Origin of the sequence: Bradyrhizobium betae, from assembly GCF_050632175.1 — a bacterium.
Lineage (GTDB): Bacteria > Pseudomonadota > Alphaproteobacteria > Rhizobiales > Xanthobacteraceae > Bradyrhizobium > Bradyrhizobium betae_B.
The window spans coordinates 3113529-3137933 of record NZ_CP192576.1; the positions used below are offsets into that span (position 1 = coordinate 3113529).

Annotated in this window: 21 protein-coding genes and 4 pseudogenes; 15 read left to right on the forward strand and 10 right to left on the reverse strand. The window is 64.7% G+C overall.

What is annotated here, in order from left to right; genetic code table 11:
• The first annotated feature begins 193 nt into the window (after window positions 1-193).
• From pcaF to ACQ86E_RS15025, 5 genes are all read left to right on the forward strand, one after another.
• Window positions 194-1402, forward strand: a complete 1209-nt coding sequence (gene pcaF, locus ACQ86E_RS15005; RefSeq protein ID WP_045010212.1) for a 3-oxoadipyl-CoA thiolase — start codon at window positions 194-196, stop codon at window positions 1400-1402.
• A gap of 134 nt (window positions 1403-1536) precedes the next feature.
• Window positions 1537-2238 (forward strand): protocatechuate 3,4-dioxygenase subunit beta, encoded by a 702-nt coding sequence (pcaH, locus tag ACQ86E_RS15010; RefSeq protein ID WP_431206026.1) that lies wholly within the window; start codon window positions 1537-1539, stop codon window positions 2236-2238.
• A gap of 1 nt (window position 2239) precedes the next feature.
• Window positions 2240-2842 (forward strand): protocatechuate 3,4-dioxygenase subunit alpha, encoded by a 603-nt coding sequence (pcaG, locus tag ACQ86E_RS15015; RefSeq protein ID WP_431206027.1) that lies wholly within the window; start codon window positions 2240-2242, stop codon window positions 2840-2842.
• A 263-nt stretch (window positions 2843-3105) separates the two neighbouring features.
• Window positions 3106-4797 carry a methyl-accepting chemotaxis protein gene (locus tag ACQ86E_RS15020; protein ID WP_431206028.1) on the forward strand — a complete coding sequence of 564 codons (1692 nt, stop codon included), beginning with the start codon at window positions 3106-3108 and terminating at the stop codon, window positions 4795-4797.
• Between the two features lie 49 nt (window positions 4798-4846).
• Window positions 4847-5938 carry a phosphotransferase family protein gene (locus tag ACQ86E_RS15025; protein WP_431206029.1) on the forward strand — a complete coding sequence of 364 codons (1092 nt, stop codon included), beginning with the start codon at window positions 4847-4849 and terminating at the stop codon, window positions 5936-5938.
• A 128-nt stretch (window positions 5939-6066) separates the two neighbouring features.
• Here the strand turns inward: ACQ86E_RS15025 and ACQ86E_RS15030 are convergent, their stop codons facing one another.
• From ACQ86E_RS15030 to ACQ86E_RS15040, 3 genes and pseudogenes are all read right to left on the reverse strand, one after another.
• Entirely contained in the window at window positions 6067-7623 is a 1557-nt protein-coding gene (locus ACQ86E_RS15030) for an MDR family MFS transporter (RefSeq protein WP_431206030.1), read from the reverse strand.
• Window positions 7624-7627: 4 nt separating this feature from the next.
• Entirely contained in the window at window positions 7628-8803 is a 1176-nt protein-coding gene (locus ACQ86E_RS15035) for an HlyD family secretion protein (RefSeq protein WP_431206031.1), read from the reverse strand.
• Window positions 8796-9279, reverse strand: a pseudogene (locus ACQ86E_RS15040) (MarR family winged helix-turn-helix transcriptional regulator). Before ACQ86E_RS15040 ends, ACQ86E_RS15035 begins: the two are co-directional and overlap by 8 nt.
• Before the next feature lie 155 nt (window positions 9280-9434).
• Between ACQ86E_RS15040 and ACQ86E_RS15045 the strand changes: the two are divergent.
• From ACQ86E_RS15045 to ACQ86E_RS15065, 5 genes and pseudogenes are all read left to right on the forward strand, one after another.
• The gene (locus ACQ86E_RS15045) at window positions 9435-9929 is read left to right on the forward strand and encodes a Fur family transcriptional regulator (RefSeq protein ID WP_431206032.1); all 495 of its coding nucleotides are present in this window, start codon (window positions 9435-9437) and stop codon (window positions 9927-9929) included.
• Window positions 9930-9964: 35 nt separating this feature from the next.
• Window positions 9965-10918 (forward strand): DMT family transporter, encoded by a 954-nt coding sequence (locus ACQ86E_RS15050; RefSeq protein WP_431206033.1) that lies wholly within the window; start codon window positions 9965-9967, stop codon window positions 10916-10918.
• Between the two features lie 12 nt (window positions 10919-10930).
• Window positions 10931-12214: a flavodoxin-dependent (E)-4-hydroxy-3-methylbut-2-enyl-diphosphate synthase gene (gene ispG / locus ACQ86E_RS15055; RefSeq protein ID WP_431206034.1), complete on the forward strand. Its 1284-nt coding sequence runs from the start codon at window positions 10931-10933 to the stop codon at window positions 12212-12214.
• Between the two features lie 187 nt (window positions 12215-12401).
• Window positions 12402-13283, forward strand: a pseudogene (locus tag ACQ86E_RS15060) (TauD/TfdA dioxygenase family protein); the annotation flags it as partial.
• Window positions 13284-13383: 100 nt separating this feature from the next.
• Window positions 13384-14109 (forward strand): N-acetylmuramoyl-L-alanine amidase, encoded by a 726-nt coding sequence (locus ACQ86E_RS15065; RefSeq protein WP_431206035.1) that lies wholly within the window; start codon window positions 13384-13386, stop codon window positions 14107-14109.
• A 28-nt stretch (window positions 14110-14137) separates the two neighbouring features.
• Here the strand turns inward: ACQ86E_RS15065 and ACQ86E_RS15070 are convergent.
• The 3 genes and pseudogenes from ACQ86E_RS15070 to ACQ86E_RS15080 form a co-directional block, all read right to left on the reverse strand.
• Window positions 14138-15744 (reverse strand): annotated as a pseudogene (locus ACQ86E_RS15070) (Na+/H+ antiporter).
• Between the two features lie 49 nt (window positions 15745-15793).
• A complete protein-coding gene (gene bla / locus ACQ86E_RS15075) occupies window positions 15794-16699 on the reverse strand; it encodes a class A beta-lactamase (RefSeq protein ID WP_431206036.1) in 906 nt (301 codons plus the stop codon).
• A gap of 175 nt (window positions 16700-16874) precedes the next feature.
• Window positions 16875-17249 carry a nuclear transport factor 2 family protein gene (locus ACQ86E_RS15080; protein WP_431206037.1) on the reverse strand — a complete coding sequence of 125 codons (375 nt, stop codon included), beginning with the start codon at window positions 17247-17249 and terminating at the stop codon, window positions 16875-16877.
• Between the two features lie 94 nt (window positions 17250-17343).
• Between ACQ86E_RS15080 and ACQ86E_RS15085 the strand changes: the two are divergent.
• Both ACQ86E_RS15085 and ACQ86E_RS15090 read left to right on the forward strand, forming a co-directional pair.
• Window positions 17344-17773 (forward strand): annotated as a pseudogene (locus ACQ86E_RS15085) (GFA family protein).
• A gap of 185 nt (window positions 17774-17958) precedes the next feature.
• Complete coding sequence (locus ACQ86E_RS15090) at window positions 17959-19785, forward strand: caspase family protein (protein ID WP_431206038.1); 1827 nt, start codon at window positions 17959-17961, stop codon at window positions 19783-19785.
• 97 nt (window positions 19786-19882) lie between these two features.
• Here the strand turns inward: ACQ86E_RS15090 and ACQ86E_RS15095 are convergent, their stop codons facing one another.
• From ACQ86E_RS15095 to ACQ86E_RS15105, 3 genes are all read right to left on the reverse strand, one after another.
• Entirely contained in the window at window positions 19883-20128 is a 246-nt protein-coding gene (locus ACQ86E_RS15095; RefSeq protein ID WP_431206039.1) for a hypothetical protein, read from the reverse strand.
• 218 nt (window positions 20129-20346) lie between these two features.
• Complete coding sequence (locus tag ACQ86E_RS15100) at window positions 20347-20973, reverse strand: DUF1345 domain-containing protein (protein WP_431206040.1); 627 nt, start codon at window positions 20971-20973, stop codon at window positions 20347-20349.
• 66 nt (window positions 20974-21039) lie between these two features.
• Window positions 21040-21963 (reverse strand): polyprenyl synthetase family protein, encoded by a 924-nt coding sequence (locus ACQ86E_RS15105; protein WP_431206041.1) that lies wholly within the window; start codon window positions 21961-21963, stop codon window positions 21040-21042.
• A gap of 160 nt (window positions 21964-22123) precedes the next feature.
• Between ACQ86E_RS15105 and mtgA the strand changes: the two genes are divergently transcribed.
• The 3 genes from mtgA (at window position 22124) to ACQ86E_RS15120 (ending at window position 23946) form a co-directional block, all read left to right on the forward strand.
• The gene (mtgA, locus tag ACQ86E_RS15110) at window positions 22124-22798 is read left to right on the forward strand and encodes a monofunctional biosynthetic peptidoglycan transglycosylase (protein WP_431206042.1); all 675 of its coding nucleotides are present in this window, start codon (window positions 22124-22126) and stop codon (window positions 22796-22798) included.
• Between the two features lie 162 nt (window positions 22799-22960).
• The gene (gene rpmF / locus ACQ86E_RS15115; RefSeq protein ID WP_007598106.1) at window positions 22961-23143 is read left to right on the forward strand and encodes a 50S ribosomal protein L32; all 183 of its coding nucleotides are present in this window, start codon (window positions 22961-22963) and stop codon (window positions 23141-23143) included.
• A gap of 155 nt (window positions 23144-23298) precedes the next feature.
• Window positions 23299-23946 (forward strand): hypothetical protein, encoded by a 648-nt coding sequence (locus tag ACQ86E_RS15120; RefSeq protein WP_431206043.1) that lies wholly within the window; start codon window positions 23299-23301, stop codon window positions 23944-23946.
• A gap of 6 nt (window positions 23947-23952) precedes the next feature.
• Here the strand turns inward: ACQ86E_RS15120 and ACQ86E_RS15125 are convergent, their stop codons facing one another.
• Window positions 23953-24213 (reverse strand): hypothetical protein, encoded by a 261-nt coding sequence (locus ACQ86E_RS15125; protein ID WP_431206044.1) that lies wholly within the window; start codon window positions 24211-24213, stop codon window positions 23953-23955.
• Between the last annotated feature and the right edge of the window lie 192 nt (window positions 24214-24405).

Sequence of the window (24405 nt, forward strand, 5' to 3'; positions counted from 1 at the left end):
TCCGCACCTGCTCCTATCGCTTTGGCCGGGACGGACGGGTTTTCCACGTTGTCCGCAGCGCGGCATGCGTGGTTGACGGCGGCCCCTGCAAATCGCGCGCGAAACCGTCAATTGACCTGCCGCGGGCGCCCTCCTAAAACTCCGCCGACATTGAAGAATTCTGGCCGAACCGCGGCATTGAGGGAGAACAACGATGCGTGACGTCTTTATCTGCGATGCCGTGCGGACCCCGATCGGCCGCTTCGGCGGCTCGCTCGCCAAGGTGCGTGCCGACGACCTCGCCGCCGCTCCGATCAAGGCGCTGATGGCAAAACACCCCAATCTCGACTGGGCGCAGGTGGACGAAGTCTTCTTCGGTTGCGCCAACCAGGCCGGCGAGGACAACCGCAACGTCGCGCGCATGGCGCTGCTGCTGGCGGGACTGCCCGACTCGGTTCCCGGCCAGACCCTGAACCGGCTCTGCGCCTCCGGCCTCGATGCGGTCGGCGCGGCCGGCCGCGCCATCCGTTCCGGCGAGATCGAGCTTGCGATCGCGGGCGGCGTCGAATCCATGACCCGCGCCCCCTTCGTGATGGGCAAGGCGCAGGAAGCTTTTTCGCGCTCCGCCGAAATCTTCGACACCACCATCGGCTGGCGCTTCATCAATCCGCTGCTGAAGGCGCAGTACGGCGTCGATGCCATGCCGGAGACCGGTGAAAACGTCGCCGAGGAATTCCAGGTCTCGCGCGCCGATCAGGACGCCTTCGCCATCCGCTCGCAGCAGCGCGCAGGCGCCGCAATCGCCGCCGGATACTTCGCCGAGGAAATCATCCCGATCACCATTCCCGGCGGCAAGGCCGGCCCCATCACGGTCGACAAGGACGAGCATCCGCGCCCCGAGACCACGCTCGAAGCCCTCACAAAACTGAAGCCGATCGTGCGCAATCCCGGCACGGTGACCGCCGGCAACGCCTCGGGCGTCAATGACGGCGCCGCCGCGATGATCCTGGCCTCGGAAGCCGCCGTGAAGAAGCATGGCCTCACGCCGCGCGCCCGAATCCTCGGGCTCGCCTCGGCCGGCGTGCCGCCGCGCATCATGGGCATCGGCCCGGTGCCGGCGACCCGCAAGCTGATGGAGCGGCTCGGCAAGAAGATCAGCGATTTCGACCTGATCGAGCTGAACGAGGCCTTCGCCTCGCAGGGCATCGCCTGCATGCGCCAGCTCGGCGTCGCCGACGATGCCGATTTCGTCAATCCGCATGGCGGCGCCATCGCGCTCGGCCATCCCCTCGGGATGAGCGGCGCCCGCCTCGCGCTCACCGCCGTGCACGGCATGGAAAAGCGCGGCGGCAAGCTCGCGCTCGCCACCATGTGCGTCGGCGTCGGCCAGGGCGTTGCGGTTGCGATCGAGAAGCTGAATTGATCGTGGTTTCTCCCCCTCTCCCCGCTTGCGGGGAGAGGCGAAGGAAACCCGCTTCCCTCAATTAGTTATATTCTATAATGATTGGCGAAAGCGTTGACCGGCCGGACCGAAATGGCCGGGGGAGGAACCCGCCAATGACCTTCATCTATCCCACGGACAGCAACAAGGCGCATCCGTTGCCGCTGTCGCCCGAATACAAGAGCTCGATCAAGCGCGCGCCGAACAAGCCGCTGATCCCGATGCGCCACACGCTGTCGGAGCTGACCGGCCCGGTCTACGGCCACGAGACCGTGCGCGACGGCGACAACGATCTCACCACCCAGCACAGCGGCGAGCCGATCGGCGAGCGGATCATCGTCCACGGCCATGTGCGCGACGAGGACGGCCGCGGCGTGCCGAACTCGCTGGTCGAGATCTGGCAGGCCAATTCCTGCGGCCGCTACGTCCATGTCCGCGATCAGCACCCGGCGCCGCTCGATCCGAACTTTACGGGCGCGGGCCGCACCGTGAGCGATGCTGCCGGCTACTATCGTTTCGTGACGATCAAGCCCGGGGCCTATCCCTGGGGCAATCATCACAATGCCTGGCGTCCCGCGCACATCCATCTCTCGGTGTTCGGCTATTCCTTCGTCACGCGCCTCGTGACGCAGATGTATTTCCCGAACGACCCGCTGTTCCCGTTCGATCCGATCTTCAACTCGGTGCCGGATGAAAAGGCGCGGGCGCGCATGGTCTCGTCGTTCGACCTGGAGAACACCAAGCCCGAATGGGCGCTATGCTACCGCTTCGACATCGTGCTGCGCGGCCAGAACGCCACCCCCATGGAGAACCATTAAGGTGCAGGACAACGGGAAGCACTACGGTATCACCCCATCGCAGACCGTCGGTCCGTTCTTCAAATACGGCCTGACGCCGAATGGCGAGTACGCTTGGAACGACGCGTTCACAAACTCGACCCTCACGCCTGACGTCACGGGCGATCGGGTCCGCATCGAGGGCCGTGTGTTCGACGGCGACGGCGTCGCCGTGCCTGACGTCATGCTGGAGATCTGGCAGGCGGACAGCCAGGGCCGTTTTGCCGACCCGCAGGACAAGCGGGCGCTGCCGAATGCCAGCTTCCGCGGCTTTGCCCGTTGCGGCACCGACAAGGACGGCAACTATGCCTTCGACACCATCAAGCCGGGCGTGGTGCCCGATCCCGATGGCAAGCCGCAGGCGCCGCACATCGTTCTCGCCGTGTTCGGCCGCGGCATGCTGCGGCATCTCTACACCCGCATCTATTTCAGCGACGAAGCCGGCAACGCCGCCGATCCCGTGTTGGCGGTGGTGCCAGCCGATCGCCGCGCCACGCTGATCGCGACGCGTGAAGCCGGCAAGCCGACCTACCGCCTCGACCTGCGCTTGCAGGGCGGCGACGAGACGGTGTTCTTCGACGTCTGAGGCAACGACATGTCGGCGACGTCAAGTCGCCGGCATACGCTTCTCACCGCGCGCATGGGCGATCGACCCGGGTCGTATTCGCGCCTGACACGATGGATTTCGCTTCCATGTGTCAGCTTCACTGACTCAAAAACGGGCAGATCGACGGCAATTGCCGTAGTTTTGCGGAGTTCGGCGGGCGGCGACGGTTGGCTCGCGCAATTCCGCATTTACCACATTGATCTAGACTCACCCCGGCTTCGGTGCGCGACCTGGATCGTTTCATGAAAATTCGCCTTTCGCTGTCCTCCGCGATCATCGCGTTCGGCGTCGCTCTCGCCATCGGCTTTACGGCTGTGGTCTTGACCAGCCTGTACGCGGTGCATGAGCTCAAGGTCGGCGGGCCGCTCTATACCGACATCAAGCTCGGCAACGACCTCATCGCGGACATTCTGCCGCCGCCCGAATATGTCATCGAGGCCTATCTCGAAGCGACCCTCGCCATGCGCGAGCCGGACCAGCTGGCGGCCCATGGCGAGCGCTTGGTCCAGCTCCGCAAGGATTACGACGAGCGCAAGGCATTCTGGGTCGGGTCAAGCCTGGCCGCCGACCTGAAGACCGCGCTGGTGTCGAAATCGGATGCCGAAGTGCAGAAGTTCTGGAAGCTTCTCTCCGACCAGCTCCTTCCGGCCCTGAAGGGCAAGGACATGGCCGCGGCCGAACGCGCCTATGCGCAGGTCAAGGATGCCTACACCGCACATCGCGCCGTCATCGACAGCATCGTCGAGAGCGCCAACAAGCAGAATGCCGACATGGAGAAGCTGGCCGCGGAACGCGACACCTCCATCCTCTACATCCTCCTCGGTGTTTCCGCGGCCGTCCTGGCCTTCATCGCCGCCGGTCTGCTCGGCGTCGCGCTTGGCGTGGTGCGCCCGATCGTGCGCATGACCAGCGCCATGCAGAAGCTTGCGACCGGTGACCTCTCCGCCGACATTCCCTTTGCGTACCGCCGGGACGAGGTCGGCTCGATGGCCGGTGCGCTGCTAGTATTCAAGGAAGCCGCGGTCGAGAATTCCCGCCTGCGCGAGGAGCAATTGCGGAAGGACCAGGAGGCCGCAACGGCCAAGCGCGGCGCCCTGCACCAGATGGCCGAGACCGTCGAGCGCGAGACCGGCCGCTCCGTCGACACCGCGAGCGCAGCAACGCAAGGGGTGGAACGCGCCGCCTCCAGCCTGTCCGAGATCGCCCGGTCGCTGTCCTCGGAGTCCCAGGCGGTTGCCGCGGCTTCCACCCAGGCGCTCGGCAGTTCGCAGACCGTCTCGGCCGCCGCCGAAGAGCTGAGCGCCTCGATCCGCGAGATCGCCGGGCAGGTCGCGCGGACCAGCACGGTCACCAAATCAGCGGTCGCAGGCCGCGAACAGGCACGTTCGACCATCCAGGCGCTGGCCGGATCGGTCAAGAAGATCGCGGAAGTTTCCGATCTCATCGGCGGCATCGCCGGCCAGACCAATCTACTGGCGCTCAACGCCACGATCGAGGCGGCGCGTGCCGGCGAGGCCGGGCGCGGCTTTGCGGTGGTCGCTGCCGAGGTGAAATCACTGTCCGATCAGACCGCCAAATCCACCGAGGAGATCGGTCGCCTGATTGCGGAAATCCAGGCCTCGACGCAGGCCGCGGTCGATGCCGTCGAGACCATGGGAGGTCACATCGTCGAGATCGACGGCGTGGCGACGTCGGTTGCGGCCGCGATGGAACAGCAGGACGCGGCGACGCGCGAGATCGCGCGGTCGATTTCAGAATCGGCCTCCTCCGCGAGGGAGGTCTCGGCCAAGATCGGCAATGTCAGCCGCGACGCGGCCTCGGTGAACGAGCGCGCCGCCGAGGTGAGGCAGGCGATTGCGGGCATGGCGGCCAATCTGGAATCGCTGCGGTCGGTCGTGGTCCGGACCGTGCGGGATTCGACCGCCGCGGCTTGACGCCGGGCATCAGGCCGGCGGCTGGTGCCCGGGGGTGTGATCGTGCAGTATGGCGCGGGACAGGGGCATCGTGACTTTCATGACACCTCCACAACTGCCTGAAGTCGTCGAGCCCGCCCGATTGACGGCGGCGCTGCGCAGGGGCGGCGTACTGGATGCCGGTGCCGTCCGCGAAGTGAAGGTGCTGCATCGGCGCGACACGGTGGTGTCACACATTGTCCGTCTCGGCCTGCGCTACGTCGGTGAGTCTGCCGGGGCGCCGCAATCGCTGATCCTGAAGACAGCAAAAGCGGCCTTCTTCGGGACACCTGCAGATCGCGGCGAGCACGAGGTGGCCTTTTACACGCAGCTCGCGCCGCATATGCCGCCTGGGCTCGTGCCGCGCTGCTTCGACGGGCATTTCGACGAGGCGAGCGGGGCCTGGCATCTCCTGCTCGAAGATCTCACCGACAGCCATGAGCTCGCGACTGTGCCGACGCTGCCGCCGTCGCGCGATCAGGCAATGGCTACCGTCACGGCACTGGCGCGCATGCATGCAGTGTGGTGGGATCATCCCAACCTCGGCCAGACCTTCGGCACCTGGGCGAGTCCTGAGGATAGCGCGGCGCGCATGGAGACTTTCGCCGGTCATTACGACCGCTTCGCCGATCAGCTCGGCGATCGCCTCAGTGAGGAGCGGCGCATCCTGTATCGCCGCCTCATCGAGCAGTCGGCCCGGCTGTCGCAGCGCTATCATTCGCGCCGTCATGTCAGCATCGCCCATGGTGACGCCCACACCTGGAATTTCCTGCTGCCTCGCGCCGGAATCGCCGACACCGTGCGCATCTTCGATTTCGACCTGTGGGGCATCAATGTGCCAACCAGCGATCTCGCCTACATGATGGCGATGCAATGGTATCCGGAGCGCCGGCAGGCGCTCGAGCGGGCGCTGCTCAACCGCTATTACGAGACGCTGATCGCCTGCGGCGTCGGCGGCTACACGCGCGGCGCGCTCGATCAGGATTATCGCTGGTCGGTGCTCTGGCACATCACCAAGCCGGTCTGGCAATGGAGCATCAACCTCCCGCCGGGAATCTGGTGGAACAATCTGGAGCGAGTGATGATGGCGGTGGAGGATCTGGGGTGCGAGGAGCTGTTGTAGCCGGCTCGTGCTAAACTCGTCATTGCGAGGAGCGCTTGCGACGAAGCAATCCAGGCTATCTCCGCGGATGCAGCCTGGATTGTCTCCGCTGCGCTTGCAATGACGGTGGTCCGCTACTGCTCGAATAGCTACTCCATCACCGCATGTTCCGGCCCCGCGCTCTGCTTGCGCAGCGTCGCCTTGGTCGAACCGATCATCAGGGCGAGCGGGATGGTGCAGAGGATGAAGACCATCACCAGCATGTAGTCGTGCGCAAATGCGATGATCTGCGCTTGCACGCTGACCATCCGGTCCGCCATGGCGCGGCCGGCGTCGGTGGAGAGGTTGATCATGCCGCGCACGTCGGGCATCTGGAGCGCGTGGTTGAACGGATTGATGTGCTCGGACAGGATCGCGTAGGTCTTGCGCGTTCCCTGGGTCAGCTGCGCGATCACGATCGAGATACCGACGGAGCTTGCGACGTTGCGGAGCAAGGTCAGCATCGATGTGCCGTCGGTGCGCAAGGCGTTCGGCAGCGTCAGGAATGCCACGGTCGAGAGCGGCACGAAGACGAGACCGAAGCCGAAGCCCTGGATCACGCTGACGACCACGATTTCCGGCACCTGGGTCTGGTCGGTCCAGCCGGTCATCTGGAACAGTGAGGCTGCCGTCAGCGTCAGACCCGAAATGATCAGCGTCCGTGCCTCGATGTAGCGCATGATGCGGCCGACCATCATCATTGCGAAGAACGTGCCGAAGCCGCGGCTCGCGAGCAGGCCGCCGGCGGTCATGATGGGATAGCCGATGACGTTTTGCAGATACGGTGAGGCCAGCGCCATGGTCGAGTACAGCACGAGTCCCATCACCGTCATGAAGATGCAGCCGGTCACGAAGTTGCGATCACGGAACAGCGCGAACTGGATGAAGGGTTGCGAGGTCGTGAAGGAGTGAGCGAGAAAATAATAGAAGGCGATCCCCGAAATGATGAGCTCGGTCACGATCTCGACCGACTCGAACCAGTCGAGCTGTTCGCCGCGATCGAGCGCGAGCTGGAGCGCGCCGATCCCGATCGCCAGCGCGGCAAAGCCGAACCAGTCGAATTTGAGGCTGGTGTCCTGCTTGGTCTCGTCCATGAAGACGCTGAGTCCAAGCACGGTGATGGCGCCGAATGGAATGTTGACGAAGAACACCCAGTGCCAGGAATAGCTCTCGGTCAGCCATGCGCCCAGAGACGGTCCCATGATCGGACCCATCATCACGCCCATGCCCCAGATCGACATCGCCTTGGCACGCTCCTGGAGCGTGTAGTAGTCCAGCATGACCGACTGCGACAGCGGCACCAGCGCGGCGCCGAAGACGCCCTGCAGGAGGCGGAACAGGACCATCTGGTTGATGTCCTGCGCCAGGCCGCACAGCACGGAGGCGAAGGTGAAGCCGGCCGCGCAGATGATGAAGATGCGCTTGCGGCCGAAGCGGTTCGAGATCCAGCCCACCGGCGCCGTCATGATCGCTGCGGCGACGATGTAGGAGGTCAGCACCCAGTTGATCTGGTCCTGGGAGGCCGACAGCGTGCCCTGCATGTAGGGCAGCGCGACGTTGGCGATGGTGGTGTCCAGCGCCTGCATGATGGTCGCGGTCATGGCGCAGATCGTCACCATGTTCCGGCGCAGGCCGGGGACCATGAGGGCGGGATTGGACTCCGCCATCGGATCAGTCCTTGTCCTGATCTTTGTCTTGGCTCGCCGTCGCCGACAAGCCGAACAGGCCGGCGAGCGAGCGCTTGTGGCCGGTGTCGATGGTGGCATAGACGCTCATGCCGGCCTTCAGCTTCCGGACATATTTGTCGGTCTCGTCGAAGTAGATGCGAATCGGAACGCGCTGCACCACCTTGACGAAATTGCCGGTGGCATTCTGCGGCGGCAGGATCGCGAATTGCGCACCGGTGCCGGGCGAGAGCGAACCGATCTTGCCCTTGAAGACGTGGTTCGGGAACGCATCGACCTCGAGCGTGACGGGCTGGCCTTCGGTGACGTAGGTGAGGTCGCTCTCCTTTGGATTGGCATCGACCCAGGGATGGGCGACGTCGATGATGGAGAACACCGGCGTGCCGGCGGTGACGTAGCGGCCGAGCTGGATCTGCTCCACCTGAGTCGCGACGCCGCCGATCGATGCGCGCACCACGGCGTGGTCGAGATTGCGCTCGGCGTTGTCGAGCTTGGATTTGGCCTCCGCGTAAGCCGGGAATTTCTCCAGCGGCAGGTCGGTGTCGCCAAGCAACTGGGTCTTGGCCGTCGAGAGCTGCTGCTTGACGTATTGCGCGATCGAGCCCGACGTCACCAGCGCGTTCGACGCGTTGTCGAGGTCGAGCTGCGAGCCAAAGCTGTTCTTGACCAGCGCCTGCTTGCGCTCGACGTCGCGCTGCTTCAGGTCGACGCCTTGCTGGGCGAGGTTGAGCATGTCGCCATAGATCTTGATGTTGGCGCGAAGATTGTCATAGGTCGATTGCGCCTGCATGACCTGCGCCCTGGCCTCGTCGACCGCAAGGCGAAACGGCACGGGATCGATCTCGAACAGCTCGTCGCCCTGCTTGACGACCTGACCCTCCCTGACCACGACCTTCTGGATCTTGCCGGAGATGTCGGGCGTCACCAGCACCTTCTGCGCGCCGACATAGGCGTCGTCGGTGCCGACATAGCGGCCGCCGTTCAGATAGAAAGTGATTCCGCCGATCGCGACGATGACAGGCAGCACGACCATCAGCAGGAACCGGCGATAGCGGCGCAGACCGGCGACGAAGCGGCGGCGCGGATTGGTACCAGCCTTCTTGCTGGGTTTGCCGCTGTCGATCTTCTGTTCGGGCTGGAATTTGAGGACCTGATCAGCCATAGCGCTGCTCCTTACGCGCTTGTTCCGCTCCGGATGCCTGGATCGCGTTACGCACGTTTTCCTTGATGGTTTCGAGTTGGGTGAGGAGGCGGTGGGCGTCCGCCGGATTGATGCCCTCGAGCCGCGTTTGCCGTCAGCTCCGACTTCAGGCCGCTCATCCTGCCGAGCAAGGTGCGGCCGGCCTTCTTCAAATAGAGCCGCTTGACGCGGCGATCCGAGGCGTCGTTGCGGCGCTCGATCCAGTCGCTGTCGCAGAGCTTGTCGATCAGCCGCGTCAGCGTGATCGGCTGCATCTCCAGAAGCTCGGCGAGTTCCGACTGCTTCATGCCCTCGCTGCGCTCGACCTTGGCCAGCACCGCCCATTGGGCGCGGGTGATGCCGAAGCGCGAGGCCTCCTTGTCGGCGTAGACGCGCAGCATCCGGTACAGCTCACCGAGTGTGAACAGGAAGTTCTGGTCGACCGACCCACGGGTCATAAGCTACGTCTCCAATAAGCTCACATATAATAAGCAAGCTTATGATTATTTCACGCCGGATTGACGCGGTGCTGTCCCGCAGCAAAAGCATGGCTGGCAGCCGCTCGACGGTCGCGCTTTGGGTTCCCCGGCTGAAATGCTAGAACGCCGATCCCATGACCCTCGCAAAGCCGACCTTTCCCGCGCCAGATCACGATCACGGCCGCTGCACTGCGGACGCGCTGTCGCATGCCGAGGCGGTTTGCGAGCAACGCGCGCAGAAATTCACGCCGATCCGCCGCCAGGTGCTGGGGGCTCTGCTTTCCAGCCATCGGCCTTTGGGCGCTTACGAAGTGATCGACGAACTGGCAAAATCGATGGCGCGGCCGGCGCCGATCACGGTCTACCGCGCCCTCGATTTCCTGATGGCCAACGGCCTTGTGCACCGCATCGAGAGCCGCAACGCCTATCTCGCCTGCGCCGCCCACGATCATGATGCGACCTCGGCGGTTGCCTTCCTGATCTGCGAGCGCTGCGGCCTGGTCGGCGAGATTCCATCAGCCTCGTTCGCGAAAGACCTCAACGCCGCCGCGCGCAGCTCCGGCTTTGCGCCAAAATTGTCCGTGGTCGAGATCACGGGCATCTGCACCCATTGTCAGAAAACGTCCTGAAGCAACAACGGCGTGAAGCCGGATCTCGGGTAGAAATGTCCTCACCTCAAACCACGCCGTCCGCCGGTCGCCCCCTCAGTGCCGGCGCCATCGCCCTGATGCTCATGCTGTGCCTGACCTGGGCCTTCAACCAGATCGCGGTGAAGCTGGTGCTTCCGGATATCCCGCCGATGCTCCAGGCGATGTTCCGCTCGATGGGCGCGCTGCCTGTGTTGTTCATCATCGGCAGCCTGCGCGGCGTCAAATTCTTCGAGCGCGACGGCACGTGGAAGCCGGGCCTCGTCGCGGGGCTGATGTTCGGCATCGAATTCGTGCTGATCTTCCAGGGCCTGCGCCTGACCTCCGCCTCGCGGGCAGTGGTGTTTCTCTATACCGCCCCGTTCTTCGTCGCGCTCGGCTCCTACCAGGTGCTCGGCGAGCGCCTTGGCAGTACGCAATGGCTGGGACTGGCGATCAGCTTTGCCGGCGTCGCGCTGGCGATCGGCGTGCCGCAGGCCAATGTCGATTCACACGTCCTGCTCGGCGACCTCATGATCGTCGCCGGGGCCGGGTTGTGGGCCGCGACGACGCTGGTCGCCAAGGGCACGAGGCTTCGCTTCGCCGCGCCGGAGAAGGCGCTGGGCTACCAGGTTGCGACCTCGATCCCGATCCTGGGACTGGCGGCGTATCTGTTCGGCGAGACCATCACCCATACCCCGTCGCCGCTGTCGATCGGCCTGATGGCGTTCCAGGCCATCTGGGTGGTGGGAACCACGTTCACGCTTTGGTTCGCGCTGGTGAAGACCTATTCCGCCAGCAAATTGTCGGCTTTTACCTTCATCACCCCTTTGTTTGGCGTGGTGGGTAGCTATTTCATCATGCACGATCACCTGAGCCTGGCCTTCGGGGCAGCAGCCGTCCTTGTAATTGCTGGGCTTTTTCTGGTTAACCGTCCCAGTCAAGTCGCTGCGGCGCCTCGCGATGCATTGCTGAACGTCACCAAAACCTGATATTTGGACCCCATGAACAAGCTCGAAAACCCCATCGATTCCGATATCGCGGGCCCGGCGCCCCGGCACCAGACCACCCAGGTCAAGGTCGGCGACGTCGCCGTCGGCGGCGGTGCGCCGATCGTCGTGCAGTCGATGACCAACACCGACACCGCCGATATCGACGGCACCATCGCCCAGGTCGCAGCGCTCGCGCGCGCCGGCTCCGAAATGGTCCGCATCACCGTGGATCGTGAGGAGGCCGCTGCCGCCGTCCCGCACATTCGCGATGGCCTCGCCAAGCGCGGCATCACCACGCCGCTGATCGGCGACTTCCACTATATCGGTCACAAGCTGCTTGCGGCCTATCCGGCCTGCGCCGAGGCGCTCGCCAAGTACCGCATCAATCCCGGCAATGTCGGCTTCAAGGACAAGCGCGACACCCAGTTCGGCGACATCATCGAGATCGCGAACAAGAACAACAAGCCGGTGCGCATCGGCGCCAATTGGGGTTCGCTCGACCAGGAGCTCTTGACCAAGCTGATGGACGAGAATGCCGCATCCGCCAATCCGCGCGACGTCCGCGCGGTGACGCGCGAGGCCATGGTGCAGTCGGCACTGCTCTCGGCCGCGCGCGCCGAAGAGCTCGGCATGCCGAAGAATCGCATCATCCTCTCAGCCAAGGTATCGGCGGTGCAGGATCTCATCGCGGTGTATCAGGATCTCGCGGCGCGGTCGGACTATGCCATCCATCTCGGTCTCACCGAAGCCGGCATGGGCACCAAGGGCATCGTGGCCTCCTCGGCCGCGCTCGGCATCCTGCTGCAGCAGGGTATCGGCGACACCATCCGCATCTCGTTGACGCCGGAGCCCGGCGGCGACCGCACCCGTGAGGTGCAGGTCGGCCAGGAACTGCTGCAGACGATGGGCTTCCGCACCTTCGTGCCGCTGGTCGCGGCCTGCCCCGGCTGCGGCCGCACCACGTCCACCACGTTCCAGGAACTGGCCAGCTCGATCCAGGCCTTCATCCGCGACGAGATGCCGGGTTGGAAGACGAAATATCCCGGTGTCGAAGAGCTCAACGTCGCGGTGATGGGTTGCATCGTCAACGGCCCCGGTGAATCCAAGCACGCCAATATCGGCATCTCGCTCCCCGGCACCGGCGAAGCCCCTGCCGCGCCGGTCTTCGTCGACGGCAAGAAGTTCCGGACATTGCGTGGGCCGACGATTTCCGCCGACTTCAAGGCGCTGGTGATCGACTACATCGACCAGCGCTACGGCCAGGGCGCCAAGGTGCCGGTATCAGCGGCGGAGTAGGCGTCTACCCAACATTGGAATGGTAAGGCGGGTTGGCGAAGCGCGACCCGCCTTATTTTTGCGCGCGTAGCCTGGATGGAGCGCAGCGAAATCCGGGGCAGTGCCAACGTGGAACGACCTTCCCGGATTGCGCTGTGCTCCATCCGCGCTACGATGTCTCCAATCAACAATGATCGGGAGACACGCCATGAGCTCACTCGCCGGCAAGCAGGGCCCGCGCTACCGTCACACGGCCGAAGACGGCGCGGCTTACGAGACCATCTCGGTCGAGAAGCTCACCCCCATCATCGGCGCGGAAATCACCGGCGTCGACCTCGGCAGGCTCGTCTCCGACGATTCGCGCTCGAACCGGCAGATGGACGAGATCCACCGCGCGCTCGCCGAAAACCTCGTCATCTTCTTCCGCGATCAGCACATCACGCCGCAGCAGCATCTCGCTTTCGGCCGCAAGTTCGGCGAGCTGCATTTCCATCCCGCCGCGCCGCACGAGGATGAAGACCCGGCCTTGATGAAGATCTACGCCGACAAGAACTCGCCGCGTGCCAATGGCGAGGGCTGGCATTCGGATGTGTCCTGCGATCTCGAGCCGCCAATGGGCTCCATCCTCTACATCAAGCAGTGCCCGCCGCGCGGTGGCGATACGCTGTTCGCCAACATGTATGCGGCCTATGAGGCGCTGTCGGATCGCATGAAGGCCTATCTCGACGGGCTGACCGCACTGCATGACGGCGAGCCGATCTATCGCGGGCTCTACGCCAATTACGGCGTCGCCGACCGTCCCTCCTATCCGAACGCCGAGCATCCCGTGGTGCGCACCCATCCGGTCACGGGCAGGAAGGCGCTCTACGTCAATCGTGGGTTCACCCGGCACATCAACGGCATCCCGCGCGACGAAAGCGACGCGATGCTCGCCTATCTCTACCAGCACGCCGAGAACCCGCTGTTCCAGTGCCGCTTCCGCTGGACCGAGAACGCCATCGCCTTCTGGGACAACCGCTGCACCCAGCATCGCGCGATGTGGGACTACTGGCCGCACACGCGCTCGGGGACGCGCGTGACGGTGAAGGGGAGCGGCCGGTGTGAGGCAGCCGTGGCGCACCATCGCCGCTGTCGCTGTCTCGCTGGTTCCGCTTTTGCTTTCCTCCGTCGACGATAGCCAGGCGGCCGGGATGCGGAAGGCTGCAAAGGCGAGATCGACGCCGCCGGAAACACGGGCCAAGTGCGAGCCGCCGAAATTCCGGATCGTTCTTGACGTCGGGCACACCCCGGAATCCTACGGCGCGTTGAGCGCGCGCAACGACCCGGAATTCGGCTTCAACTTCCGTCTTGCAAGGCTCGTCGCGGCGAAGCTCAAGTCCGAGGGCTTTGCCTCCACCCGCCTGCTGGTCACGGACGGCAAGGCCAAGGCGAGCTTGCTCAAGCGCGTCAGTGCCGCGAATGACGGCCGGGCCGATCTGTTCCTGTCGATCCATCACGACTCGGTGCCGGACAAGCTGCTCGAGACCTGGGAGTTCGACGGTGCAAAGAGCTATTTCAGCGACCGCTTCGCCGGCCATTCGCTGTTCGTGTCCGAGCGCAATCCGCACTTCGGCACCAGCCTGAAGCTGGCCCGGATCATCGGACGGCAGTTGAAAGACCAGGGCCTGCACTATGCCAGCCAGTACACCTTGCCGGTGATGGGCCGCTACCGGCGCCAGTTGCTCGACAAGGATGTCGGCGTCTACCGCTATGACGGCCTCGTCGTGCTGTCGCAAACGCGCAGCGCCGCAGTGCTGCTCGAAGCCGGCTCCATCATCAACCGCGACGAGGAAATGGCGCTGAACTCATCGGAGCGGCATGAGGCGATTGCGGAGGCGGTGGCCGCGGCGATGGGGGAGTTTTGCGGGAGGCGGTAGTTTGCGCGGCTGGTTCAATGACGGGAGGCTACAGCGGCGCTCCCCGATACTCCCGGTTCGCCAGGCTCGCCTCCTCAAGATCGAGATCCCTCTCGATCCGGCGCCTTGTTTCGTCGGTGATCTGGCCGTCGCGCAGGAGGTCATGGATGAATTTGCGTTCGGCGGCGATCAGCTCGCGGGTCAGCGCGGTGCCTGCGGCGGAGACGTCGTGGTGGGCGGGATCGAGCGAGTCGGGAAGCTGGCTGAAGCGAATCTCGTGGCGCGCGCGCAGGAGCCGCATCACCTCGTCGGAGACGTCCTTTTCGCGGTCAGCGCATCCAGCGATTTCAGCGCGGCGTCGAGGGCCTGGCGGCGCGCGCCGATCTCGGCTTCGTGCTCGGCGACATGCTCGTTGCGGCCGGCCTCGGCGATGCCGAGCCAGCGCACCACCGGCGGCAGTGTCAGGCCGACGCCGATCAACGTGATGAAGATGACGCCGAAGGCGACGAACAGGATCAGGTCGCGATATGGAAAGGCCTCGCCGTCCGGCAGGGTGAACGGCAGCGCCAGGGCTGCTGCCAGCGACACGGCCCCGCGCACGCCGGTGAACGCGAGCACGAACGGCCATTGCCAGGGCGGTGACGGATCTCGCGCGCGCAGCGACTTGCTGAGTATCCGCGGCAGATAGGTCGCGGGATAGAGCCATGCGAAGCGCGCGAGGACGATGATGGTCATGACCAGGGCGGTCGCGATCATGATGTCGTCGAGCGGGAATGCCTTCGATTTCTCGTAGAGCGCGCGCATCTGGAAGCCGGTGAGCAGGAACAGCAGACCTTCGATCAGATAGATCACGAGGTCCCAGAAGAAGATGCCCTGCAGGCGCGTAGCCGACGAGATCAGGAGCGGCCCGTTCCAGCTCACATAGAGCCCGCAGGCGACCGTGGCGATCACCCCGGAACCGCCGACATGCTCGGGCAGCCAGTAGGAGACGTAGGGCGTGATCAGCGACAACGTCAGCTCGACCTGCTGATCCCGCGCCCATTTGCGGAGGCGCAGGGAGAGCCAGCCAACGCCGATGCCAAAGGCGATCTCGCCGGCGACGATCAGCACGAACTCGCCGGCCGCGAGCGGCAGCGAGAAATGTCCGACCATGATGGCGGCGAGCGCAAAGCGGTAGAGGATCAGCGCAGTGGCGTCGTTGGCGAGCCCCTCGCCCTCAAGGATGACCAGGATCCGGCGCGGCATGTGCAGCCGGCGCGCGATCGCGAGCGGCGCCACCACGTCGGGCGGTGCGACGATGGCCCCGAGCAGGAAGCCGATGGTCCAGGGCAGGCCGATCAGATAATGCGTGGCGGTCGCCACCATCGCCGTGGTGAAGATCACCGCGCCGACCGCGAGCAGCACGATCGGGCGAAGGTTGTTCCTGAACTCGCGCCAGCTCATGGCGACGCTTGCCGAGTAGATCAGCGGCGGCAGCACCAGCAGCAGCACCAATGCCGGCGGCAGCTCAACCGGCGGCATGCCCGGCACGAAGGCGAGGCCGACGCCCGCGAGCATCAGGAGGATGGCGGGCGCGACGTTGAAGCGGCGGGCGGCGAGTGCCGTGCCGGCCAGCACGGCGAGCAGGATGAGAAAGATCTGAAACTTCACTTCCATGATGGTTTGTCTTGACCCGGAAGCGCCCGCAAGGTCAATGCGGCCCGGCTCACGCCAGCCGCTCGGCCACCCTGCGTCCGATCCGTGCGAACACCGCCTCGATCTGCGCCGCGGTCGGCGTGCCACCCTGGGTATAGGCCGCGATCAGGATCGGCGCATCGGTGTTCGCGCCGGTCTTCGTATCTGTCTTCGCGTCTGTCTTCGTATCTGTCTTGGGCCAGACGACCGCGATGTCGCCCGATGCATCCTTGCCGTTGTTGCCGGTCTTGTCGCCGATGGTCCAGCCTGCCGGCAGGCCGCCGCGCAGCCGGTTCGCGCCGGTCTTGCAGCCCACCATCCATTCGGTGAGCTGCGCGCGCGAGGCCTGTGACAGCGCATCGCCGGTCACCAGCCGCTTCAGATTGCCTGCCATCGCCGTCGGCGTCGTGGTGTCGTGGGGATCGCCGGGCGGTGAGCGGTTGAGCTCGGGCTCGTTGTGGTCGAGCCGCGAGGTGGCGTCGCCTAGCGATCGCCAGAATGCGGTGAGAACAGCCGGCCCGCCGATCCGCGCCAGCAGCAAATTGGCGCAACTGTTGTCGCTGAGCTCGACGATCGCCTTGCACATCTCGGCGACCGACATCCTGCCGGTCGCGAGGTTTTGCTTGGCGACCGGCGCATAGTCCAGCAGGTCGGCCTTGCCATAAGGGATCATGGCCGCAAGCTGCTCCTCGCCGCGATCGACCCGCGCCAGCACGCAAGCTGCAAGCGAGGCCTTGAAGGTCGAGCACATCACGAAGCGTTCATCGGCCCGCCAGGTGAGCTTGGTGCCGGTCCCGAGGTTTTCGGCGTAGACCCCGATCCGGCCGCCGGTTTCGCGCTCGTAGGATTCGAGTTCTGGAAGTGCATCCGCGGCGAATGCGGGAGAGGCGGCCATCCAGCACAGTGAGGCGAGCAGGGAGCGGCGGTCGAGAGGCATGGGCACTTTCGGACAAAACGGAAGGTGGGGCGTCGTCATTGCGAGGAGCGAAGCGACGAAGCAATCCAGTCTGCCACGGCGGAGGGTTTCTGGATTGCTTCGCTACGCTCGCGATGACGGAGAATGTGGGTGAGGCGTCCGGAACTGTGGGACGCAGCGGGTCGGGCGAAGGGCCTCACTCCTTCAGGTCATACCGATACGACTTCGACACGATCTGCCAACCGTCCGCGAGCTTCATCGCCACCAGATAGTCGGTGAAGAAGCGCGGCGGCAGCTGGCAGCGGACCTTGATGAAGGCGGTCTTGTCGTCGGAACGGTCGATGGTGACGATGAAATCCTCGCGCGGCTTGCCCTCGGCCTTGCCGGAGGGGCGCTTGCGCAGGCGGTCGAGCCAGTCGGGCACGGTCAGCACCTGCAACTCGCCCTTTTCGACCCAGCGCAGATCGGCCGAGGGATGGAAGATGGCGCCGAGCTTCTCGGCGTCGCCTTCGTAAAGTCCGTCGAAATAGCATTGCACGACGGCTTCGACGCTCGAACGATTCTGGCTCATGGGTCATCCCTTTGGCTGATGGATTGGGGCGAACTTAGTCGTAGACATAAGAATGCGCTATGGGTGTGTCAGCCATTTGCGCCAAGGCGTCGCCATGACCGGATCAGAAAATTCGAACGCTCGCATCCTCACCGGCGAATGCTGTTGCGGCGCCGTGCGCTATGAGGTGGCGGATGCGTTTTCCTACGCGATGAACTGCCACTGTTCGAATTGCCGCCGCACCACCGGCTCCGCCTTCAAGCCATTCGCCGGAATTGTGCAGGACCAGCTCCGTCTCGTCCGGGGTGAGGACCAGCGCCTCATCTACGGTGACGCCGCCACCCATGACGTGCACTGTGCCCGCTGCGGCTCGCTGCTTTATTCCCGGGTGCGCGACGGGAAATGGGTCCACGTCGCCATGGGAACCCTGATCGACACCCCCTCGATCCGGCCGAGGCGCCCATATTTTCGTGGGCTCGAAAGCGCCCTGGCATGAGATCACGGACGATCTGCCGCAATATCGGGGGCACATCGGGGATGCATGACGGGAACCCGGCCCACACGCCGATGTCCCGGCGAACCCCGACCGGGCTGGCGCGACAAACAAAAGGGGTCTTTCGGCCGGTCGCCGGCGCCGCCTTCGTGACCTCCATCACAAGCGCCAGCGGCGGATCTTGCTAAAGCGGTCCCAAAGGGGCTCGAACTGCCCTGAACTCGTGGAAGTCGTGTCATGCGCAATCTGCTCAGACTTTGCCCGCTCCTCCTCGCTGCCGCGCTGCTGTTCGGCGCCGGGCCCGCGTTCGCCGGAAAGCGCGTCGCGCTGGTGATCGCCAATTCGGCCTATCAGCACGCGCCGTCGCTCACCAATCCCGTCAACGACGGTTCGGTGATGGCGAGGACCCTGAAAGAGGCCGGCTTCGACATCGTCGATTCCCGGCACGATCTGTCGGCGTTGGACACGCGGCGCGTGCTGCGCGAATTCGCCGATGCAACCCGCGATGCCGACATCGCCGTGGTCTACTATGCCGGCCACGGCATCGAGGTCGAAGGCTCGAACTATCTGATCCCGGTTGATGCCAAGCTCGAGCGCGACACCGACGTTTTCGACGAGGCGCTCTCGCTCGACCGCGTCCTGGTCGCGGTCGAGCCGGCCAAGCAGCTTCGCCTGGTGATCCTGGATGCCTGCCGCGACAATCCGTTCGGCAAGACCATGAAGCGCACGGTCGCCTCGCGCGGCATTGGCCGTGGCCTCGCCCAGGTCGAGCCGACCAGCCCGAACACGCTGATTGCCTATTCGGCCAAGGCCGGCTTCACGGCGCAGGACGGCGACGGCGCCAACAGTCCGTTTACCGTCGCGCTGTCGAAGCACCTGACGACGCCGGGCCTCGATGTCCGCCGCGCCTTCGGCTTCGTGCGCGACGAGGTTCTCAAGTCGACCGGCAACAAGCAGGAGCCGTTCGTGTACGGCTCGCTTGGTGGCGAAGACGTGCCGCTGGTGCCGGTCAAGGTCGCCGCAGCCCCGGCGGCGCCGGTGGCGAACCCGCAGGCCGATATCCGCCGCGATTACGAGCTCGCGCTCCAGGTCGGCAACAGGCCGGCGTGGGATGCATTCCTCGCCCAGCATCCCGACGGCTTCTATGCGAGCCTCGCCAAGCTTCAGCTTGAAAAGATCGGCGCCGAGCAGGCCCATGCGGCCGCCACCGAAAAGGCGAAGCAGGCCGAGGCGGAGCGGGATCGTCTCGCCGCGCTTGGCGCGCAGAAGGATGCACAGACCAGGGCCGCGGCCGATGCGAAAGCCGCCGAGCAGGCGCAGCTTGCCGCGCAGAAGGTCAAGGAGCAGGCGCAGCAGCAGGCCGCTGCCGCCGAGCAGCAGCGCGTCAATCTGGCCGCCGCGGCGCCGAACGCTGCCCCGGCCGGCACGGCCAGCCCCGCCGGCACCAATGTCGCTTCGTTGACGCCTGCGACGGCGCCGGCCGATCTCAACCGGTCGGTGCAGACCGAGCTCAGCCGCGTCGGCTGCTTCTCCGGCCAGGCCGACGGCAACTGGAACACGTCCGCGCAGCGGTCGCTGTCGCAGTTCAACCGCTATGCCGGCACCAAGCTCGACGTGAAGGTGGCGAGCACGGATGCCCTCGACACCGTCAAGTCAAAGCCGTCGCGGGTCTGTCCGCTGGTGTGCGAGCACGGCTTCAAGGCCGACGGCGACAAGTGCACCAAGATCGTCTGTGGCGACGGTTTTGCGCTGAACGACGACAATGAATGCGAGAAGAAGCGCGCCGCCAAGCCGTCGGCTTCCAAGCCCGCGACCTCGCGGCGTGACGACGGCGAAGATCGTCCCGCACGGCAGCGTCCGAAGGTGGGCTCTGCGGGCGGTTATGGCGGCATCGGCGGAATTGGCGCCGCGGCTGGTGTCGCAGCCGGCGCAGGCCGCGCCGCCGGTGGCGGGCAGGTCTACTGTAATGGCAGCGGCTGCCGTCCGGTCAACCGCGGCTGCCATCTCGAATATCGCGGTGGCGGCGGCCCCAGCAACGACGCCAATGTCGAGGTGTGTAACTAGGGCTTAGACCTAAACGTCAGCCTACCGACGCAAAGCGGAAGTCTCCCGCCTCCCACGTGATCGGCAGCTTTTGACCCGAAGCTGACGCCAAAGACCATCATTCGGTACCGTTGAACCAAGGCGTGGCTACAATGAATTGTTCTGCATGCATTGGTGAGGGAAACGGGCCGACCATCCTACCCTCATGTCTTTCTTTAAAAATGGTGCCCTCGACCAATTCGCTTTCGAGCAAATAGGTTTCTCCGTTCGCGAACTCGCGAACTTCGGCAGACCGTTTGCCATCCCCGCTATAGAGTGTTGCGGCAACTCGATACATTGTTCCGTCGATTGACTTGTCGGTCATTCGCAAGCCCCAATTGGCTAAGGTCGGCAAGAGTTTTCAGATAACACGCTAGGCTTCTGATGTCGCCTTTTGGCCCTTAGCCGACTAAGTTACGGCCAACCGGCCGTGTCCGATTTTGAAGGCTGACCGGACTCAACCTTGGCTTCCGCGCGGGCTGATGGAATGTATGAGTCCGCGCCCTGGCTCCCCATGTCGTCCTTGAAAAATCCAGGACGGCATCAATTCGAGATCGCGCTCGCCGCGATGTTCACCGTCAGTGCCAGCAGGGCCGTGTTGTAGATGAACGAGACGATGCCGTGCGCGGTGGCGGTGCGGCGGATGGTCTTGTCGGTGATGCCGACGTCGGAGACCTGTGCGGTCATGCCGATCACGAACGAGAAATAGACGAAGTCCCAATAGTCGGCGTGGTCTTCCTTGTCGCCGCTGGGGAATTGCAACCCGCCGGGCGGGTGCAGATAATAGTCATGAGCATAGTGCAGCGCGAAGGTGGTGTGCACGGCGGCCCAGGACAGCGCGATCGTGGTGATGGCGATCGTCAGCTCCGCGGCGCCGCGGTGGGCGCCGAGCTCGGCGACGATCGCCGCGATGCTCGCAAACGCGCCGATCGCTGTCACAAGCAAAATCACGAAGCGGCCGTCGTCTTGCATCGCAGCGGCGCGGCGGATGTGCTCGTGGTCGTTGCACAGCATCATCACATAGACCAGCACCAGATAGACCGCGATCAGCGAATCCCAGCCGATCACGAGCCGCGTCGTCAGCCGAATCGAGCCCGGCAAAAGCAGGCAGACGAGGATGCCGACGCCGAGCGAGATGAAGGTGCGTGGCCGCGCATAAATCAGCCGCATCGGCCGCGACATCTGGCGGAAGCGGACGAGGGCGGGATCTTCTTTTTGCCGCCCGCCATCGCGCGGTTAGTTCTTCCGCTCGGCGACAAAGCGCGCGGCGGCCTGCAGCACGGCGGCGCGGTCGCCGAAGATCGACACCGCGCTGTCGGCACGCGCGAGCAGGTCGCGCACGCGCTGCTTGGCGCCTTCGATGCCGAGCTGGGTGACGAAGGTGGTCTTGCCGAGCGCGGCATCGGCGCCGGCCGGCTTGCCGAGTGCGGCCGCGTCGCCCTCGACGTCGAGCAGGTCGTCGGCGATCTGGAAGGCTTCACCGAGCGCGCGGCCGTAATCGTCGAGCGCCTGATATTCCTTTTGCGAGGCCTGGCCGAGGATCGCGCCGGCGATGCAGCCGTAACGCAGCAGCGCCCCGGTCTTCATCTGCTGAATACGAGCGACATCGATCGGCTCGTTGCCGCCAAAACGGCCTTCGCCGGCGAGATCGAGGATTTGGCCGCCGACCATGCCGCCAATGCCGGCGCAGCGCGCCAGCGCGCGCGTCAGCAGAAGGCGCACATTGGCGTCGCGATGGATCTCGTCGCGGGTCACGATGTCGAAGGCGATCGTCAGCAGGCCGTCGCCGGCGAGGATCGCGGTCGCGTCATCGGTCTTCTTGTGCAGGGTGGGACGGCCGCGTCGCAGGTCCGAATTGTCCATCGCCGGCAGGTCGTCATGGATCAGCGAATAGCAGTGGATGCATTCCAGCGCCGCGCCGACGAGCAGTGCGGCTTCGCGCGGCACGTCGAACACGGCTGCGCTCTCGACCACCAGGAACGGCCGCAGACGCTTGCCGCCATTCAGGCTGGAATAGCGCATTGCGTCCATCAGTCGCTTGGGCCGGGCGATCTCATCGTGCAGGATGTCGTCCGACAGCAGGCGCCCGAGCAGGGCCTCGGTATCATCAGCGGTCTTGTCCAGACGTTTGGCGAAATCGGACGGGGACGTGCCGGTCATCAAGAAGGGCTCCAGAACTAAAATTCGGCGGGACAATCCTTTATGAGCCCGCCTCAGTCAATCGTTTGGAAGGCCTAAAAAGTGCTGGAAAAGGCCCGAATTATCACAGACTTAATACCGGGATCCGTGGCCGCGTTTATTTTGCGCCGGAAAGGTCGATTTGCGCATCGTTAAAATCCTCCTCCTGCTGGTCGCGCTGGTCGTTCTCGCGCCCTATGTGATCGCCCCGTTCTACCGCGCCGGCCATCCGGTTTCGACATTGATGGCCTGGCGTTCGCTCCGCGGCGCGCCGATGCAGCGGGAATGGATCGATCTGGCGGCCATGTCGCCCTCACTGCCGCGGGCGGTGGTGGCGGCCGAGGACGCCCATTTCTGCAAGCATCACGGCATCGACTGGGGCGCGCTGCGCGAGGCGATCGACGACGCGCAGGAAGACGGCACCGCCTTCCGCGGCGCCTCCACCATCACCCAGCAGGTGGCCAAGAACCTGTTCCTCTGGCAGGGGCGGGATTTCGTCCGCAAGGCGCTAGAATTCCCTCTGGCGCTCTGGATCGACCTGGTCCTGCCTAAGGCGCGGATCCTGGAAATTTACCTCAACATTGCCGAGCTTGGGCCGCAGGGCCGGTTTGGCGTCGAGGCGGCCAGCACCTATGCCTTCGGCAAGTCGGCGGAAAACCTCTCCCCGCGGGAGGCGGCGCTTCTGGCCTCGATCCTCCCGAATCCGGTCAAACGCAGCGCCAGGACCCCGGGGCCGGGCGTCCGGCGGCTGGCGGGGACCTATGTGGCAAGGGCCCAGGCCAGCTCACTTTTGACCTGCTGGCGGGATACCCGCTGATTTTGAGCCCCTTTCGGGCGCAATTTCCGGCCCAGAACCCTAGCTTTACGACCAGCCTTCCTCTATAAGCCCGGCCTTGATCGGCATTTGCTCGCCCCGTTGGGGTGCTGAGCCGTCCCTCGGACGATGCCCTGAAAACACCAATCCCTAGAGGATATTGAAATGGCCGTTCCGAGAAGAAAAACCTCGCCGTCGCGTCGTGGCATGCGCCGCTCGGCAGACGCCATCAAGAAGCCGACCTATGTGGAAGACAAGGACTCCGGCGAGCTCCGTCGTCCGCACCATCTCGACCTCAAGACCGGCATGTACAAGGGCCGTCAGGTCCTGAAGAAGAAAGAGTCCTGAGAGAGGACTTTTCCTTGGGCGGGATTTCTTGGGCAGGATGATTTGCCTGCCTGATTTCGGCCAACCCTTGAGATATGACAGTGACGGCGACGGAGCCAATGCTCCGCCGCCGCATTGTCCTGTCTGGATATCTTGATCGAGAAGGCATTTCGCCGATGGTCGGTTTCCCGCTGCTCCTGATTCCGCTCGCGGTCTACAACATCATCGCCTTCCTGATGCCGAGCGTGTCCTTTACGGACGTGCTGTTCAAGGTGCCGATGATCACAGGCGAAGCCTGGCCGGTCACGCTCGCCGACGTGCTGCTCGCGCTCGGTGTCGTGCTGCTGCTTTTGGAGGTGGTCAAAGGCGCCCGGCCCGGCTCAAAATTCCTGATGGATCACCTGCTGTCGCTGATCGTGTTCGGCGCCGCCGCAGCCGAATTCGTGATGTGGCCCAAATTCGGCAACTCCACCTATTTCCTGCTGGTGCTGCTCGCGATGGCCGATTTCCTCGGCGGCATCGCCCAGCGTACGCGCCGCCGCGTCACCTATGTTGCCGAGACGACGGTGCCGGTGCCTCGCAAGGCCAAGCGGCAGGCTGAAGTGCCGGCCGACGAAGCCGTTGTGGAGCCCAGGTTCGAACCGGTGAACGCACCGCCGCCAGCGGTCGAGCCGCCCGCGCAATCGGCGCAATCTGTCGCCGAATCCGTGCTGATGGATCACCCCGCGCCGAAGCCGGTGAACTCGCCTTCGCCGGAAATTCCCTCGCCGCATCTGCAGCCGGGCAGTGGCACGCAACCGTCTTCCGACGTGCCGCCGCGCTGATCTCCTCTAAGCTACCTGCCGCGTGCGCGCGGTGACGCTCGGAAGCGGGCGCTTGCTGCCATAGGCCATCTGCGCGTCCTCGGAAGAGGCGTGTCGGAGCCGGCTGGTCTGGGGCAGATGCTCGGCGGTCGCGATCAACTGGGTGACGAAGCTCGGATCGGGACGCGGCGGAGGCACCTTTTGGATCCACTCAAGCGTCGGCATCGTCGACACCAGGGCCGTGCCGGGGCCGCTGTCCACATGGTCCGATTGATCGGTACTCAACATCGCAATCACCGTTGATTCGGCAGCTGTCTCGCTTCGAGACGCTGGCGCCTGTGCGTGTGATGTCCTCGCAAGGTCTATGCCGGCCGCGCCGGGATGGTTCCGGGGGCCCGCGAAACGTGGTTTCCAAATTGTTTATGAACTTTGCCTAGGGTTGGAAACGAATCTGGCCGTAGTCTGTCCCGGTCCAGGACT